At 55.7% G+C, this 16,597-nt stretch carries 14 protein-coding genes and 3 tRNA genes; 10 read left to right on the top strand and 7 right to left on the bottom strand.

The genetic code is table 11. From position 1 onward, the window contains the following. Positions 1 to 14: 14 nt before the first annotated feature. Entirely contained in the window at positions 15 to 2,282 is a 2,268-nt protein-coding gene (locus tag KQI17_RS03275; RefSeq protein ID WP_216494808.1) for a bifunctional (p)ppGpp synthetase/guanosine-3',5'-bis(diphosphate) 3'-pyrophosphohydrolase, read from the bottom strand. Further along, positions 2,279 to 4,372: a single-stranded-DNA-specific exonuclease RecJ gene (gene recJ / locus KQI17_RS03270; RefSeq protein WP_216494807.1), complete on the bottom strand. Its 2,094-nt coding sequence runs from the start codon at positions 4,370 to 4,372 to the stop codon at positions 2,279 to 2,281. Before recJ ends, KQI17_RS03275 begins: the two co-directional genes overlap by 4 nt. 194 nt (positions 4,373 to 4,566) lie before the next feature. Between recJ and KQI17_RS03265 the strand changes: the two genes are divergently transcribed. From KQI17_RS03265 to KQI17_RS03255, 3 genes are all read left to right on the top strand, one after another. Further along, positions 4,567 to 4,643: transfer RNA gene (locus KQI17_RS03265), tRNA-Met, on the top strand. A 37-nt stretch (positions 4,644 to 4,680) separates the two neighbouring features. After that, positions 4,681 to 4,755 (top strand) — tRNA-Glu (locus tag KQI17_RS03260). A gap of 3 nt (positions 4,756 to 4,758) precedes the next feature. Further along, positions 4,759 to 4,835, top strand: a tRNA-Val gene (locus KQI17_RS03255). A gap of 480 nt (positions 4,836 to 5,315) precedes the next feature. Here KQI17_RS03255 and KQI17_RS03250 read toward each other — a convergent pair. The 5 genes from KQI17_RS03250 to KQI17_RS03230 form a co-directional block, all read right to left on the bottom strand. Further along, positions 5,316 to 5,810: a hypothetical protein gene (locus KQI17_RS03250; RefSeq protein ID WP_216494806.1), complete on the bottom strand. Its 495-nt coding sequence runs from the start codon at positions 5,808 to 5,810 to the stop codon at positions 5,316 to 5,318. Between the two features lie 162 nt (positions 5,811 to 5,972). After that, positions 5,973 to 6,506, bottom strand: coding sequence for a hypothetical protein (locus KQI17_RS03245; RefSeq protein WP_216494805.1), 534 nt, complete (start codon positions 6,504 to 6,506; stop codon positions 5,973 to 5,975). Further along, complete coding sequence (locus KQI17_RS03240; protein ID WP_216494804.1) at positions 6,503 to 7,648, bottom strand: site-specific integrase; 1,146 nt, start codon at positions 7,646 to 7,648, stop codon at positions 6,503 to 6,505. Before KQI17_RS03240 ends, KQI17_RS03245 begins: the two co-directional genes overlap by 4 nt. A 140-nt stretch (positions 7,649 to 7,788) precedes the next feature. Further along, entirely contained in the window at positions 7,789 to 9,597 is a 1,809-nt protein-coding gene (locus KQI17_RS03235) for an ADP-ribosylglycohydrolase family protein (protein WP_371821944.1), read from the bottom strand. Positions 9,598 to 9,737: 140 nt separating this feature from the next. Further along, on the bottom strand, positions 9,738 to 10,553 hold the full coding sequence (locus KQI17_RS03230) for a LexA family transcriptional regulator (protein WP_216494802.1): 816 nt from the start codon (positions 10,551 to 10,553) through the stop codon (positions 9,738 to 9,740). A 160-nt stretch (positions 10,554 to 10,713) separates the two neighbouring features. On the opposite strand from KQI17_RS03230, the gene KQI17_RS03225 reads away from it, so the two are divergent. From KQI17_RS03225 to KQI17_RS03195, 7 genes are all read left to right on the top strand, one after another. After that, on the top strand, positions 10,714 to 10,920 hold the full coding sequence (locus KQI17_RS03225) for a helix-turn-helix domain-containing protein (RefSeq protein ID WP_216494801.1): 207 nt from the start codon (positions 10,714 to 10,716) through the stop codon (positions 10,918 to 10,920). A gap of 60 nt (positions 10,921 to 10,980) precedes the next feature. Next, positions 10,981 to 11,658 carry a DUF2815 family protein gene (locus KQI17_RS03220; RefSeq protein WP_216494800.1) on the top strand — a complete coding sequence of 226 codons (678 nt, stop codon included), beginning with the start codon at positions 10,981 to 10,983 and terminating at the stop codon, positions 11,656 to 11,658. Positions 11,659 to 11,725: 67 nt separating this feature from the next. Then, positions 11,726 to 12,124 carry a DNA cytosine methyltransferase gene (locus KQI17_RS03215; protein WP_371821943.1) on the top strand — a complete coding sequence of 133 codons (399 nt, stop codon included), beginning with the start codon at positions 11,726 to 11,728 and terminating at the stop codon, positions 12,122 to 12,124. Between the two features lie 384 nt (positions 12,125 to 12,508). Continuing rightward, positions 12,509 to 12,835, top strand: coding sequence for a helix-turn-helix domain-containing protein (locus KQI17_RS03210; RefSeq protein ID WP_216494798.1), 327 nt, complete (start codon positions 12,509 to 12,511; stop codon positions 12,833 to 12,835). 21 nt (positions 12,836 to 12,856) lie between these two features. Continuing rightward, positions 12,857 to 13,993, top strand: a complete 1,137-nt coding sequence (locus KQI17_RS03205) for a YafY family protein (RefSeq protein WP_216494797.1) — start codon at positions 12,857 to 12,859, stop codon at positions 13,991 to 13,993. Between the two features lie 152 nt (positions 13,994 to 14,145). Continuing rightward, the gene (locus KQI17_RS03200) at positions 14,146 to 15,066 is read left to right on the top strand and encodes a HAMP domain-containing sensor histidine kinase (protein ID WP_216494796.1); all 921 of its coding nucleotides are present in this window, start codon (positions 14,146 to 14,148) and stop codon (positions 15,064 to 15,066) included. 402 nt (positions 15,067 to 15,468) lie between these two features. Continuing rightward, positions 15,469 to 16,428: a DUF6076 domain-containing protein gene (locus KQI17_RS03195; RefSeq protein ID WP_216494795.1), complete on the top strand. Its 960-nt coding sequence runs from the start codon at positions 15,469 to 15,471 to the stop codon at positions 16,426 to 16,428. Positions 16,429 to 16,597: the final 169 nt, after the last annotated feature.

Below are 16,597 nucleotides of genomic sequence, written 5' to 3'. Positions count from 1 at the left end.
TAAAATTCAGAGCGTCAGCCGGCGGGGCGGTCGACCTTCATCACGCCGCTGATCTGATGGAGGCGGCGCATGACGGCGGAGAGCTGCTCGCTGTCGGCGACGAAGATCTCGAGATGGATGAGGGCGAAGCCGTCCGCGGTGGTCTTGGCGTTGAGGCCCGCGACGCGGGTCTGCGTGGACGAGAGGACGGCGGAGACGTCGAGCACGAGGTCGATGCGGTCCTTGGCGTAGATGTCGAGCGAGGTCTGGTAGGACTGCTTGACGTCCTTGCCCCAGCTGACCTTGACCCAGCGGCCGGCCTCCTCGGGACGGCGGCGCTCGGGCGCGGCGTTGGGACAGTCGGCGCGGTGGACGGACACGCCGTAGCCGCGGGTGATGAAGCCGACGATGTCATCGCCCGGAACGGGCGTGCAGCACTTGGAGAACTTGACGAGGCAGTTGGAAAGCCCCTGCACCACGATGCCGTCCTCGCTCTTTTCACGCATGGGAACGGCGGGGCGGGTCTTGCCCGGCTCGCCGGGGATGGGCACGGTGGCGTCGCGCTCGGCCTGCTGCTGCTTGTTGAGCGCCTTGAGCTCGTCGCGGATGCGGTTGACGGCCTTCTGCGCCGAGAAGCCGCCGTAGCCGATGGCGGCATACATATCGTCGAGGTTGCCGAAGCCGGTCTTTTTGAGCAGCGTGGGGCGCAGCTCGTCCCCGGTGACGGCGGCGACGGAGATGCCGTAGTGCTTGAGCTCGGATTCAAAGGCGGCGCGGCCGTTGACGATGTTCTCCTCGCGCTTTTCCTTCTTGAACCACTGGCGGATCTTGCCGCGCGCCTCGTTGGACTTGGCGATCTGAAGCCAGTCGCGGCTGGGGCCATGGGCGGATTTGCTCGTGAGGATCTCGACCACGTCGCCATTTTTGAGCTGGTAGTCGAGCGGGACGATGCGCCCGTTGACCTTGGCGCCGACCATGGAGTTGCCGACGGCGGAGTGGACGGAGTAGGCGAAGTCGATGGGCGTCGCGCCGGTGGGGAGGTTCGTCACGTCGCCGCGCGGGGTGAAGACGAACACCTCGTCGGCGAACATGTCGACCTTGAGGGTGTGGATAAATTCCTCGGCGTCCGTATTCTCCTGATTTTCGAGGAGACGGCGGACCCATTCGTAGTTCTGCTCGTTGGCGCTGCCGGAGATGCCCTGCTTGTACTTCCAATGGGCGGCGATGCCGTATTCGGCGATGTCGTGCATCTCCTGCGTGCGGATCTGCACCTCGAACATCACGCCGTCGGGGCCCATGACCGTGGTGTGGAGTGACTGATAGCCGTTGGGCTTGGGCGTGCCGATATAGTCCTTGAAGCGGCCGAGCACGGGCCGGTAAAGGTCGTGGATGACGCCGAGAACATTGTAGCAGTCCGCGACGGTATCGACGATGACGCGGAAGGCGAAGAGGTCGAATACCTCGTCCATGGTCTTGCTCTGGGCATACATCTTGCGGTAGATGCTGTAGGGGTGCTTCATGCGGCCGTAGACGCGGCGGAAGGGAATATGGTCCTCGGTGAGCTTGCCCTCGATCTGCTTCTGGATGCGCTCCATGAACGAGCCGTATTCCTTGGACTTCTCCTCGAGGGAGTGGGTGATCTCGTTGAAGGCGGTGGGGTCGAGGTATTTGAGGGAAAGATCCTCCAGCTCCCACTTCATGCGCTGCATACCGAGCCGGTGGGCGATGGGGGCGTAGATCTCCATCGTCTCGAGCGACTTCTGACGCTGCTTGTCGGTGGACTGATACTCCATCGTGCGCATATTGTGCGTGCGGTCGGCGATCTTGATGAGGATGACGCGGATGTCCTTGGCCATGGCCATGAGCATCTTGCGCAGATTTTCCATCTGCTCCTCTTCCTTGCTTGTGTAGTGGACGCGCGTGAGCTTGGAAACGCCCTCGACCAGATCGGCGACGGTGGGGGAGAAGCGCTTGGCGATGTCGTCGTAGGTCGCGTCGGTGTCCTCGATGCAGTCGTGCAGGAGGGCGGCGATGATGGATTCGCTGTCAAGATGCAGCTCCTCGGCTACGATCTGCGCGACGGCGATGGGGTGGGTGACGAAGGGCGAGCCGTCCTTGCGCTTCTGGGTGCCGTGGTGCGCGGCGGCGTAGCGGAAGGCAGCGTCGATCTGGGCGAAGTCCGCGCCGGGGTTGTAGGCGCGGATGGTCTCGACCAGATGATTGTACTGCTTCTGCACCACCTCGGGGATGGGCTGGGGGGTCTGCTCAATGGGAGCCTGCTCGATCGTTTTTACGTCGCTCATACGCTGCTGCCTCCTTTCGTTCCGTCCAGTCCCTCGCGCAGGGCGCAGAGATAGGGGCTGGCATCAAGATCCACACGCTTGCCGCCGGTGAGACGGAGCGTGATGTATTTGTCGTGGCGCTCGACGGTCACGAGCCCGCGCTCGGCAAAGACCGCGAGACACATGACCGTGCGCGGAAAGCTCTCCGCGCCAAGGGCCTCGGCGGAGAGCCGCCGCAGGAAGGGCAGCTCCGGAGAGGTGAGCGTTCCGTCCACCTCGCGCTCGAGCGCACGCCAGACGCGCACGAACTGCTCGCGCGAGGGCAGGAGCTTCGCGGCGTCCTTCGCGCTCACGCCGCCGCCGCGGATCAGCGTGCGGCACAGCTCAAGCTGCTCGGCCTCGCGGGCGCCGGGGTCGTGCGCGCTGCGCAGATCGACGAGCTGGAGCTGCAGGGAGCGGCTGCCGCGGAACTCATTGACCTGAAGGTAGAAGGCGGCGTCCACGCGCTCGCCGACGGTCAGACCGCATTCCGCGGGGGTGACGGAGAAGAAGATGCCGTCGAAGCTCGTGTGGCCCTTCTGGAGCCGGAGCTTGAGATGCTTATTCTGTCCTACGCTCTGCATGGACTCCAGCCGCGCGCCGCGCAGGCAGAAAACAGGGCGGTTGTTGCCCGCGCCGTAGGGCTCGAGACGGGAAAGCTCCTCGACCTCCTGAAGCGTGATGAGGCTCGGGCGGGTGAGGGCGGCGTCGATCTCCAGCGAGGAGACGGGGGCCGAGTCGCCGCAGTGGGTGCGGACGTATTGATTGATGCGCTTGCGGAAGGCGGGGATATTCTCCTCCTTGATGGTGAAGCCCGCGGCGAGCTCGTGCCCGCCGAAGCCGACGAGCAGGTCGCTGCACGCCTCGAGCGCGGCAAAGAGGTTGAAGCCGCCATAGCTGCGGCAGGAGCCCTTGCCCATGCCGCCGGCGAGGTGGATCATGAAGCTGGGACAGGAGAATTTTTCGGAAAGACGCGAGGCGACGATGCCGACCACGCCCTGATGCCATTCCTCGCTCGAGAGCACGAGCGCGTTGCGCTCGGTGGGGGCGAGGGTGTCCATCTGCTCGATGGCACAGCGGAAGATATCCTGCTCGACGCTCTGGCGCTCGCGGTTGAGGTCGCACAGCTCGCGGGCGAGCCGCTCGGCCTTGGCGGGGTCCTGCGTGAGCAGGAGCTCGGCGGCCAGCTCTGCACGGCCCATGCGTCCGGCGGCGTTGATGCGGGGAGCGAGGACGAAGCCGATCTGCACGGAGGAGACCGGACGTCCGGTCAGGCCGGCCTCGCGCAGCAGCGCGTGAAGGCCCGTGAAGTCGCTGCGGTCGATGCCCTCAAGACCGCATTGGACGATGGTGCGGTTTTCGCCCTCCATGCGCATGACGTCGGCAATGGTGCCGATGGCGGCAAGGGTGCAGTAGCGGGAGAAGAGCGCGTTTTCGCGCTCGGCGCCGCCGAGGGCGAGAACCAGCTCGAGCGCGACGCCGACGCCGGCAAGATGCTTGAACGGGAAGCCGCAGTCCGGGCGGTGAGGGTCGACCACGGCGCAGGCGGCGGGCAGCTCGTCCTTACATTCGTGGTGATCGGTGATGACGAGGTCGACGCCGAGGGTGGCGGCGAACGCCGTTTCCTCCACGCCGGTGATGCCGCAGTCCACGGTGACGATGAGCGTGACGCCCTGCTCGGCAAGCGCGCGGATCGCGTCGCAGCCGAGGCCGTAGCCCTCCTCGACGCGGCGGGGAATGTGCATGAGCACCGCCGCGCCGCGGGAGCGGAGATAATCGGTCAAAAGGCAGGTGGAGGTGATGCCGTCCACGTCGTAATCGCCGAACACGGCGATGGTCTCGCCGCCGGCAAGCGCGCGGTCGATGCGCGCCACGGCCTTGTCCATGTCGCGCATGAGGAAGGGGGAGTAGACCAGCGAGCGTTCGCGGTCAAGATGCGCGGCGGCCTGCTCGGGCGTGACGACACCGCGCGAGGCCAGTACGGTCGATACCAAATAGGGATAGCCTGCGTCCATTAGAGCTTCGACCGCGGCGTCATCCGTTTCCGGGATGAGCCAGCGTTCGTATTTCATGCAGAGACCTCCGATCTGTACGGCAAAGGTGCCGCGGATACTAATTCAATCTAATATTATAGCAAAGATGCGCGGAAAGGTAAAGAGAAAATATAAGGCGCGCTGTGCCGCATTTTTTGATTTTTTACGAGAAAGCTATTGACAAACGGACCTTCTCCCTGTTATACTGTCCCTTGTCCTGTCGGGCAGAATATGGCGGCATAGCTCAGTTGGCCAGAGCATTCGGTTCATACCCGAAGTGTCCCCGGTTCGAATCCAGGTGCCGCTACCAAAGAGCACGGGATGCGAGAGCATCCCGTGCGTTATATGGCCCGTTGGTCAAGTGGTTAAGACACGGCCCTTTCACGGCTGTAACATGGGTTCGAATCCCGTACGGGTCACCATTTGCGGGCTTAGCTCAGCTGGTTAGAGCGCATGCTTCACACGCATGAGGTCACTGGTTCGAGTCCAGTAGTCCGCACCATGAAATACCCCGAAATCGGAAGATTTCGGGGTATTTTTCTAACTTTTTTACCCGAAATATTTTTTGCTCTAAGACGTCAGGTTGCACAATGGTTGCTTAAACTGGCTATCACTTGATACCGTAGGTTGCGAAAAGTTGCATTTGGTTGCGTCGAGCGGATAATATTATGTCAACCGGAATTATCCGCCTATTGGAAACGGGTGCTGTCAAGCGGGAACAACGAAGTTCCCTTTTTTACATTTTCATGACCCTGCCTCCTCTCGTCGATCGCCGTGGCTGCAAAAATCATCTGGCGCAGTCTCCATATCGCTGATGTCGCAGATGAGAAAACCGTTACCGTCCCGTCGGATACAGCCGCGCCCTCGTTTTCTGCAACACAGCAATCTGTGCATACGCTCTCTCCGTTTGGCAAGCCGTAGCACTTTTCGCCCGTTTCGATGCGCTTTCCGCAGAATGCGCACAAATCCCATAGCCGTCCCATCACATCGCCTCCACATAGCACCAGCTCTGCGGCGCGCGCTTGATGTCAAATGGCGCTGCGCCGAACCTCGTATCGCGTAGACCGGTAAACTCGCTCAGTTCGCGCGGCGTATCATAAATGCGCAAGTCGGAGATATGCCAGCCGTAGCCCTGGTAATGTCCAAGATAGCCGTGCAACTCATCGTCTGTCATAGCCACACACAGGCCACACTTTTCTTCGGCAGCTTGCTTGTAAACGGATAGTCCCCCGGCCTTAAAAAGAAAATCCGTACTATCCTTGTCAATCTTGTAAATCCGGTCACAAATAAACTCCCCAATGACCTTGCCCCATGAGCCGCGCAATCTGCGTGCGTCGTCGCCCTGCGTGCAGTAGATGTAGCATTTGAGCGGCGTGTCCAGCTTCGGTCTGGTTTTTCGCACCTCAATAGTCTTTTCGCCGCTGGCGATCTTTTCGCACCACTTCGGGCGGATGCTCAGCATAACAGCCTTACTCATTCTTCATCGCCTCCAATGCTCTTATATCCGCCTCTGTCAATGTGCGGTTGCTTGCAATATATGCCACAGCCTCACTTCTGTTTTGACAGGCTACACACTCACACCTATTGCAACTACTTGACGTGTTTTCTCGAAAAGGGCATGAATAATTAAAGCAATCCACTATTTCATCGCCTCCAATACTTTCTCCGCCTCTTCGCGGGTGAGAAACCAGCTTACTCCATACTGGCCCGACGGTAGCCCGACATCGGTATACCTCCCACGGGCAATGGCGTGCCCCTCAATGGCCGTGACCTTGTGGGGCTGAAGGCCAAGGTCTACCTTCCCGTTGCAGTCGTAGGTCCTGAAATATACCGTATCACCCACCTTGCACGGCAGCACCACCAGCCGACCGGCCTTATCGGCCTCGGCCAGCTCGCGTAGGCGGGTATCGTCGTCCGTCTGGTGGAGCAGCTTGTCAAGCCGCTCAATGATATTGTCGGCGTGCTTGTTGATGGCGTATTCTGCTTCCGGCGATATTTCCCGAACACTCGCCAAATCGTTAATTTCCTCCGGCGTCCGCCCCGTGTCTAAATACTGACGCAGTAACGGACAGTGCGCCGCCGGGACAGCCGTGCAGAACCCGCCGACCGCAGTACAGTTCCCGTTGTCCTCATGCCTAAAGCGACAGCGCAGGCAATTAACATTTTCCATCATTCCATCGCCTCCTCGCTGAGATAATTAAGCGCGGCGTGGACCTTCTCGCGGGTCTCTCCGGCTCGCTGCTTCTGACGGTAGTGGGTGTAGACCCGCATCGTCATCTCTGGCTTGGAGTGACCGGCGAGATACTGCACCTGCTTGATGTCGAGGCCCGCCTCGAAGAGCTGGGTGATGTAGGTATGGCGGAGAAGATGGGGATGCACGTCAAAGTCGAGTGAGACTTCCATGCCGCCGTACTTCTTCCCAAGGTCGCGGGGTACACGGCCCTTGCCGACCGTGCGGCGATCCACAGCCTTCCACATGGATCGGAAGGCGCTCTTGGAGAGGCTTTCACCGTTCCCCATTGAGAGAACGAATGGGGAGGTCGAGGAAACGCGCAGCTTTTGAAGGTGCTCCGTGAGAACCTGGCCCATTGGCAGCTTCCTGCGCGCGGCCTCTGTCTTCAGAAGCTCGGTCACAGGGGCATCCGTCTCATTCATCACGAAGGACTTATTGTGCGAGACGTGAATGAGACCACCCTCGAAGTCGATATCGCCCCACATGAGACCAAGTATCTCGCCCCGGCGCATCCCGGTGGAAAGCGCGATCAGGCAAAAGGTGTAGGCACGGGTGCCTTCGAGAGCGAGCAGGAGCGCTCTTGCCTGCTCATTGGTGAGCGGTTCTTCCTCCGGAGGATTGGCCGCGTTGACGCGATCCTCCTTGCGGACGGGACTGCGGGCGATGAGCCCGTTATCCGCAGCGGACTGAAAGATACCGCGGACGAGCAGCAGGCACTTGGTCTGCAAGCTCTTGCTGTAATCGGACAGACTGCGGATGAGGAGCTGAATGTGCAGCGGCTTGACGTCTCTGAGCTTCATGTCGCTGAAATAGGGAAGCACATGAGTGTTGAGGTTCGTCTCCAGGATCGCATAGCTGCTCGGACGGACCTTGCCCTCCTTGTACGCCTTGAGCCAGGTCTTTGCATAGTCAGCGAAGGGGATGTCCTGCGAGATGTTTACTCCGGCGCGGAGCTCCATCCGCGCCTGCAATACCTTTTCTTCCAATTCCTCCTTCGTTTTTGCCCGCAGATACACGCGCTCCCCGGTGGGAGTGGTGATGTGCGTGGCAAAGGTTTTCGGGGTAGCCTTTTTCTTTGCCATTTGAAATTTCCTCCTTGAAATTCTCTACTGTCTCGGGTAGAATGGAGGAGCAAACTAAGCTCCTTTCAGACGTGGGTGTGTGAAACATGATTGGTTTGCGTGACCGCCTTGGTGTTAGCAGCGCCGAGGCGGTCTTTTTTTTATGCTTTATGTCGGTTGAGTTCTCTGATTTGGCAGACGGCACAGCTCATTGCCATCTTCACACCGTCAAGCGTCATCCCGTGCAGGATGCAGCCCGCGGCTTCCGCGTGACCTCCGCCGGCGAAAACCTTGCAGAGCTCGGCGGCGTTGAGCCATTCCGTCGTGCGGACACTTACTTTCCAGTCTTCGCCGTTCTCCTGCTGGCGGAGCGTGATGGCACAGTCTACGCCCTCGATCTGTGAGCCAAGCGCGGCTACGTTATCCAGGTCGTCCTCGTCCAGATGGAGGCGGTCGATCATGGACCGCGAGATCGTGAGGAACACGACGTGGTCGTCATTGAAGAAGTCAAGCCCCGACAAGAGCTCTCCCTCCATCGCGATGCGCCGCTTCGACTTGGTTCGGAAGTGGCGCTTATTCGCACCTCGGTAGTCAATGCCGGTGGCAATCAGCTCCGCTGCGACGCGGTGGGTCTCCTCCGTCGTGTTGGAGAAGGCGAAGCAGCCGGTGTCCGTAGCGACGGCCACATAGAGCGGGAGTGCGACTTCCGGCGTAAGCTGCCCGAGGGCGACCGCGATCTCGTAAACGATCTCGCCGCAGGCCGCGCGCTCGGGGTAAACGCAGCGGCGCGGGCCGAACAGACCACCGTCGATATGATGGTCGATGGCGAGGTCCACGCGGTCCCGATAGGGCTCGGCGTTGTCGGTGAACATACTCGGCGCAGAGAGGTCCACCGTCACGACGGTGTCCGGCTCATAGCCGTCCTCGGCCCACAGGCCCGTCATGTAGCGCGCATAGCCCGCAGAGGTCCGGTCGTTCGGGAGAATAGCCGCAGTCTTTCCAAGGCCGCGCAGGACACGGCACAGGGCTGCGGCGCAGCCGAGCGTATCTCCGTCCGGGCGAATGTGCGTGAGGATCAGGAAATTGTCGTGGGTACGCAGGAAGGCCGCTGCCTCCTGCGGCGTGAGCCCATCCTGCGGAATGTCCGGCATCCAGTCCACGACGGGGAGCTGAGTAAGGATGGAGCGCAAGCTCGGCTCCAAGCGACCGACGACCGCGCCGCGATACTTCGTCGGTACACCGTAGAACGCCTCGGCAATGGCACCGGAAATGGCGGCGAGAGTATCGCTGTCACCGCCGATGGAGATGGTGTTGCGGATGCAGTCCTCGAAGTCGGTGCTTTCGAGGAAGGCTTCGACCGCATAGGGGACCGTCCCGGCACAGGTGGCAGCGAAGTGATCGAAGACGTAGTCCGGCCTGATCTCGTCAAGGGTGAAGCTAATCTTGTAATACTTCTCAACGTATGCCTTGATCTCGTCCTTCGTGGCTCCGTGCAACGCAAGGTACACCGCTCCCGCCGTGGCCTGAGCACCGGCAATGCCATCGGGGTGATTGTGCGAGGGCTCGGCGGTCAGGCAGGCCAGGCGCTCACACTCTTCGAGAGAGCGGGCAAACCAAGCCACGGGCGAGACGCGCATCGCGCTTCCGTTGCCACAGCTGTTGTAGGGCTGCGGGTCATCGGAGTACATCCACTTGCGGAACCGGTTGCCGTAGCCGCAGAGCGGATATGGGCGTCCGACGTCCTGCATGGACTGCTTGAAGAGCTCACGCCATTCGTCGTCCGTTGCGCTGTCAAACTTGTTGCACCGAACCATATCCACGAGGGCCTGCAAAATGGCAAGCGTCATAATGCTGTCATCCGTGGCGAAACTCTGCCGCTGGAACATGGGGAAGTCTTTGGTTTTGATGTTGGCGAACTCATAGATCGAGCCTACGATGTCACCAACGATTGCACCGTAAAATTCTTTCACTCGCATCAGCCTCCTCAAATCGTTTGGTGAGCCTCATTATACGAACCACAGGCATCTTGTCAAACTTTCATTCTTTCTTATTTAATTCTTTCTTCCTTTGTAGTTTCTTTCTTTTTTTTTTCCGGTCACAGCATCGACGGTCATACCGGATAACTCCCGAGAATGCGGCCGAAGGTGTAGAGGTAATCGCCCTCGTGAACCTCGATGTCATCGTAATTCGGATTCAGCGAGTGCAGGCGAACCTCGTGACGCGCATCATCGACTATGAGTTGCTTAATGTAAGGTGCGCCGTTCAGGGAGAACAGGCCGACATCCCCGTTTTCTACCCGCGGCGCGGATTGGACGAACACCGTCGCACCATTCTTGAACTTTGGCTCCATACTGTTGCCCGCGATGGGTACGGCGAAGGTCGTTCCCTGCGGGATAAGCTCCAGCGGGTATTGTTCAATGTGGCTGCGCGGCGCGTCGAAATAGGAGCTTGGGCCGGCAGCGGGGAGCTGATCCTCGTAGACCGTGATCTCGCCAAAACCATCCTTACGGCGCTTTACCTTCGGATACGCACAATCTCGCACGGGCGCAGACACCTTTTTAATAGGTATCACCCGTGCGGGGATCGTGCCGTCATCGTAAGGCTCCAGCACGGTGTCAACGAGCTTCTGGTCTCTTGCATCTGCGCGATCGTATAAAAGGCCCGCGCGAGCAGCGCGGTCGGACAGATCAGGCGCGGGATCGGTGTTGACTGTGTCTTCGTCGTCATCGCAACCCATCAAATACGCGGTTGTAGTTTCGAGAGCTCGCGCGAAGGCGAGAACCTTTGACTGCGGAATATCATTGATACCCATTTCAATTTTATTGATGGAGGATTTAGATTTGTAACCCATGCGCGCGGCAAGTTCCTCTTGCGACAAACCAAGTTGTTCGCGTCGGATGCGTATGCGCGTATAGATGTCTGACATTGTTCTCACATCCTTTCATACTGTGCATCATAGCACGGCGTTCACTCAAAATCAACTATTTTTGAAAAATTTTTCATTTTTAGTTGACAAATGATCTACGCCGTGGTAGTATACGGGGCGTAGATTAAAAATCAACCGCGCAGGAAAGGAGGGACGACACATGACGGACACTGCTAAACTGCGCCAGCGCATCAGAGATGCGGGCTACCGACTCGGCTATGTGGCCGAGGTGCTTGGGATTAGTCAGTATACGCTTCAGAAAAAGCTGGATAATGACTCCGAGTTCAAAATCAGCGAGGTAGACGCGCTGGCGAAGCTCCTCGGTCTGACGCCGACCGAAAAAAATGCACTTTTTTTTGCTGTTTGAGTAGATTGAAAATCTACCGCAAACATAAGGAGGAAAGCAAAATGTACTGTAGCAAATGCGGTGCGCTGCTTCACGAAGGCAAGTTCTGCCCCGTGTGTAAGGAGAAGGTCCGGTCGCAAGCGGAACTTTTCCGCATGGAGGAGAGGAGACGAAGGAACCGCTTCTGCAAGAACCACACTGACAATCACCGCAACCTCCGTCCGCATCGGCGAGTGCCGCTTCTCCTACGCCTACGTCTTCTCTCCGCGCAAGAATGAAGACGGCACGGACGGCAAGTATTCCGTTCAGCTCCTGATCCCCAAGACCGACGCTGTCGCCAAGAAGCTCATCGACGCCGCCATTGAGGCTGCGAAGCAGGCCGGCATCAGCAGCAAGTGGAACGGCAAGCTGCCCCCGGCGAGCAAGCTGCACCTTCCTCTGCGCGACGGCGACGAAGAGTACCCCGATGACCCCACCTACGAGGGTATGTGGTTCATGAACACCGGCTCCGTGCAGAAGCCCGGCATCCGCGTGCTGGAAAACGGCCAGATGAGCGAAGCGCTCGACGGCGACGACTTCTACTCCGGCTGCTGGGGCGCGGCGGTCGTCAACTTCTTCGCCTACGCCAACAGCGGCAACGTGGGCGTTTCCGCCGGCCTGAACAACGTCATCAAGACGCGCGACGACGAGCGTCTGAGCGGTGGCCGCAGCGCTGAGACCGACTTCGGCGATATGGTCGGCGGTGACTGCCTCGACTGATCTCACACTCACACATCCCCAATGGCGGGCGTTCCGCCATTGGGGAAATTCATCGGAGGTGAAAAAAGTGAAACTCTTGATCGGCGGAAGCCCTTGCACGCATTGGTCGATCGCGCAGACCAAGAACCGCGAGACCGAGGCCAGCGGCATCGGCTGGGAGCTGTTCCGCAACTATGTGATCGCCCGCGACAAATACAAACCGGACTATTTTCTCTACGAGAATAACAAATCCATGTCGCCCGCTATCCGGACGCAGATCACGGCGGAGCTGGGCGTGGCACCCGTGCTTATCAACTCCGCGCTGGTAAGCGCACAGAACCGCCAGCGTCTGTATTGGGCGGGCAAACGGAACCAGGACGGCGCATACAGCCAAGTCCGCGTGGAGCAGCCGGAGGACAGGGGTATTCTGCTGCGGGATATACTTCTCCATATCTATCACAAGTTGGTCATATTCGTCGGTTTGTAGAGCGTTAATAAAATTGATGGTTTCATCAAAATCAACATTAGCGAAAGAACAACGGACTTTTACAAAATCATACATAATCAGCGCGCGGTCATATAAATCAACTATTTCTTTAGCACAAAACCATTCTTCGTCATGTGTGCTGGGATAATTGGGAATACTCTCATTTAAGGTCAGAATTTTTGCCTTGCTCGCGCCGATTACATACGGTAGTTTGGGCAGATTGAAGAATTCGCGGTGTTCATTTTCCAACCGAGAAAAATTGTCCATAGAATCGCCCTCCTCTATTGCCATATTACAACGCCCGTAAGTTGTTGTCAACAACTAATAAATAGTGTTTTATCAAACGCCTCAATGTTGTTACTCTGTAACAGAGAGGTGAGAGCAATGCTAAAAAATCTTCGTCTTTTGCGGGAAGAAAAGGGAATGTCGCAAAAGCAGTTGGCAGATTGCATTGGTGTGAGCCAGCAGTCTATCAATAAATACGAAAACCACAATATTGAGCCGGATATAGGTGCGCTTATTCGGATTGCTGATTGCTTTTCTACCTCTGTAGATTATATAATTGGACATACCGACGAGAGACACCCGATTGCGCCGCCGTCAACATACGGCATGGATAATGAAGAATTTGTGCTGCTGCAAAAATACCGAAAACTGTCGGAAAAGCAGAAGAAGTGCGTAAATCTGTTGATTGAAACCTACAACGAATAGTTGTGATGGGGGGACGTTGCTATGCCGAAAAAAGTAGATGCCAACGGCTTTGAAATATTTGAGGGCGGCTCTGGACGGAAAGAGGGGCAGAAGCTCAAGCCGTACTTGGTGATGCAATACCTCCTGAAAAAGACAGACGATAGCCACACAGTTACATCGGAGGAAATCGTTGGTTATCTTCAAGAGACTTGCGGCATTACCGCCGAGCGTCGTTCTATCTATCGGGATATCAAAGAAATCAACAAGGCTTATCTTATGCTTGAGGAAGACATTGATATCTACGAAGCAGCAGAGGCTTTAGAAAAAGACAAGACCAGGAGACTTATTATCTACGATACAATTAAAAAAGGGTTCCGTGTCAATCCTCGTTACCGCGATTCCAGACTCAAGGAAATCCGGCTTTTGGCGGAGTGTGTGTATTCCGCAAAGTTCATCAAAAAAGAGGAAACAGACCGGTTAGTGGACATTGTTGTGGATTTCGTCAGCGAAGCTCAAGCTGATATGATTCGCCACGAAGCAGATTTGACAGACAGAGTAAAAACCAACAACGAACAGGTTTTTGATAATCTGGACAGTATCAACGCTGCTATGAGCAAGACCAAGAGCGACAAGGAACACACTCCTGAAAAAATCAGCTTCAAATATTTGAAGTACACTATTCAAAATATCAACAAACCCATTGAACGCCACAATGGTGAACGCTATATCGTCAGCCCATATCGTTTACTTATCAGCGATGGAAACTATTATCTGTTAGGCTTTGACGATACCAAACAGGCAATGCGCACCTACCGCGTAGACCGTATGAAAGACGTAAGGTGTATAGGCGCGCCGCGCGAGGGCAAAGAGGCCGCCGATGCAATCGAAATTAGCAAGTATTCACAGCAATGTTTCTCCATGTTCGGCGGAGAGACAACAAGGATAAGAGTACAGTTTGAAAATGAGTTGTTAGACACAATGATTGACCGCTTTGGAAAGTCCGGCGCGCAGTATGCACCTGTTGATGATGAGCACTTTGAAATTACTGCGCAAGTAAGAGTCAGCGATATGTTTTTCTCATGGGTGTGCGGCTTTGGCAAGCGTGCGAAAATTGTCTATCCAGAACATATCATAGATGAATTTGCCGCGTTTCTTGACGGTATAAAAAGTGTTTATTAACCTGATTCAAACTTGTAAAAAGATGTATCAAAGTAAAAAGAGAGTCACAAGAAAGTTGAATCCCTCTTGTGACTCTTTGTAGCTTCATTGCCCTTTTCGTGTGTACTTTGTTGCACCTTTGACGGTGTAATATGCCAAAAAAGTGAGGCGTATTGTTCGGCATCTTTGTGCTGTTTTGCTCTATTTGTTTTATGGTGCTGGTTCGCCGCAAATTGGCGATGTTCTCCGATGCTTTTTGCAGTTTGATGGATGATATGTTGTCCGGGAATATGCAGCCGAAACAAACTGTGGAAGAAGAAAGTCTTTTCTATAAAATTGAATATCGGTTGAACCGTTTGTATGAAGTCATGCAGGAAAACAAGAACAGCATTGCACACGAGCGGGCTGACTTGCAAGAACTGATTTCCGATATTTCCCATCAGGTCAAGACCCCGATTGCGAACTTGAAAATGATTAACAGCACCCTGCTTGAAAATGAAGTCCCTGTGCAAAAGCAAAAAGAGTTTCTTACAGCACAGGCCACCCAACTTGATAAACTGGATTTTCTCATGCAGGCTATGATTAAAACCTCGCGTCTGGAAACAGGTGTCATTTCTCTGGAAAAGAAAAGCCAGCCGCTTTATGACACGCTTGCCGCCGCATTGGGAGGTATCCTTCTGAACGCCGAGAAAAAACAGATCAATGTTCAAGTGGACTGCCCGGAGAGCTTGATCGTTTCTCATGACAGAAAATGGACAGGTGAAGCGCTGTTCAACATTTTGGATAATGCGGTGAAATATACGCCGGAGGGCGGTCAAATCCGGGTTTCGGTTGAAAGTTGGGAAATGTATGTGAAAATTGACATTGCTGATACAGGCATTGGCATCTCAGAACAGCATCAGGGGGCAATTTTCATGCGGTTCTATCGGGAGGACATCGTACATGATGTAGATGGAATTGGTATTGGTCTGTATCTGGCTCGTGAGATCGTAACCTTGCAAGGCGGTTATATTCGGGTAACATCCGAGGTTGGGAAGGGGTCAACCTTTTCTGTTTTCCTGCTTCGAGAACAGAGTAAGTACGCCGAAGAATAAATGTCACAGGCTTATGACATTTAGAACCGAATTGTCCAGAAATAATTTATAGCTCGTGACATTCCTGTGAGGTTTGGTCGTTACAATGGGCTTAACGAAAGAAAGGATGGTGTTCTTTATGAGCATTTTACAAACGACTGAACTAAAAAAATATTATGCTCGGCATTTTGAAATGCGTCCTGGCATACTTCTCCGGCGAGTATCATCTCCGGTGATGGGTATTCAGTTGTCGAGGTGCAGAGACGACCGAATTTTTCTCTTGACTTTATCGCCCATACAGGTTAGACTTATTTTTGAAATAAAGAATATTCGGTCTATGTACTTAGACTAACAGAAATGAAAAAATCTGTCAAGACTGATAAATGAACAGATTGTAAATAAGTCTAAAACGGGAGAGTGAAAATGATCTCTTTTCAATTCGAAACCTACATTGCGGATGGTGCGGAGCATTATAGCTATGGCGCGGACTACGGAAAGGGCATGGTGCAGACATCGAAGACCGTGTCGTTTCCCGAGAGCTTGCTGTCACTCGTTGACATGAACATCGACGAGATCGAGCCGGCGATCCGGCAGCTCAACGAGGTACTCTGGCAGCTTACGACAACACGGGAGAAACAGTATGCCGAGGAAGTAAACGCACTGTTGGATGAGCTCGAACTGCGGCACATCTATTTTCAGCAGCTTGCGCTGGACTGGAGGTATCGGCTGTCACGGGCGGTGATCTTCGAACAGTACACGGAGGATATGCTGCCGCGCAAATATCTCTATGCGCTGCCGAACACCTTGCGGCGGATGCAGGGACAGATCGTGGAGCTGTTTGAAAATGTGCTGGATGCGGACAACAGCGACGAGCCGACCTCGAAGCGAATGGTCGACTATTATCAGCGCAGCGGCGAGACGGCATTTCGATTCTATCCGCAGCCGATTGGGTTTAAGTTGATCGGTGAAGTGTTTACCGAGGTTCTGACGCCAAATAACATCTACGATATCCTCGACTTCCAGCTCCGCGCCTGTGTGAAGCAGGAAATTAAGATGCGTCGCTGCAAAAACTGCGGCAGGTACTTTGCGGTGATGCGGCATGGCGCGACGGAGTACTGCGGTCGCGTGGCCGACGAGCGCGGGCGCACCTGTCGGGAGGTCGGGGCCATCAATACCTGGACGCGCAGCAAGCAGGACGATGAGGTATTCAAGGTCTACCGCCGAGAGTACAAAAAGCGCTTTGCCCGCATGAAGGCGGACAAGCTCCCGCCGGAGGATTTCTATGCGTGGAGTGAAAAAGCCAGAGAAGAAAAAAAGAAATGTGACCTTGGAGAGATCTCTCGGGACAAGTTTTATGCATGGCTCAATAAGGACCGAGGATAGAAAAACCCAAGTCCCATCTGATTGTGAACAGGTGGGACTTGGGTTTTATTGTTTGGTACAAAATAAGCATAGCACCCGAAGCGTATAGGAAGCCTCGGAAGCTATGCTTATTTTTGTTATAATGGGAGGGCAATGGATGGACGGTTTCTTTGGTGAGCCAAGCGCTCGA

Source organism: Oscillibacter sp. MSJ-31 (assembly GCF_018918025.1).
In the GTDB taxonomy this organism is placed as follows: domain Bacteria; phylum Bacillota; class Clostridia; order Oscillospirales; family Oscillospiraceae; genus Hominicoprocola.
This window is presented reverse-complemented; position numbering and strand designations above follow the sequence as displayed.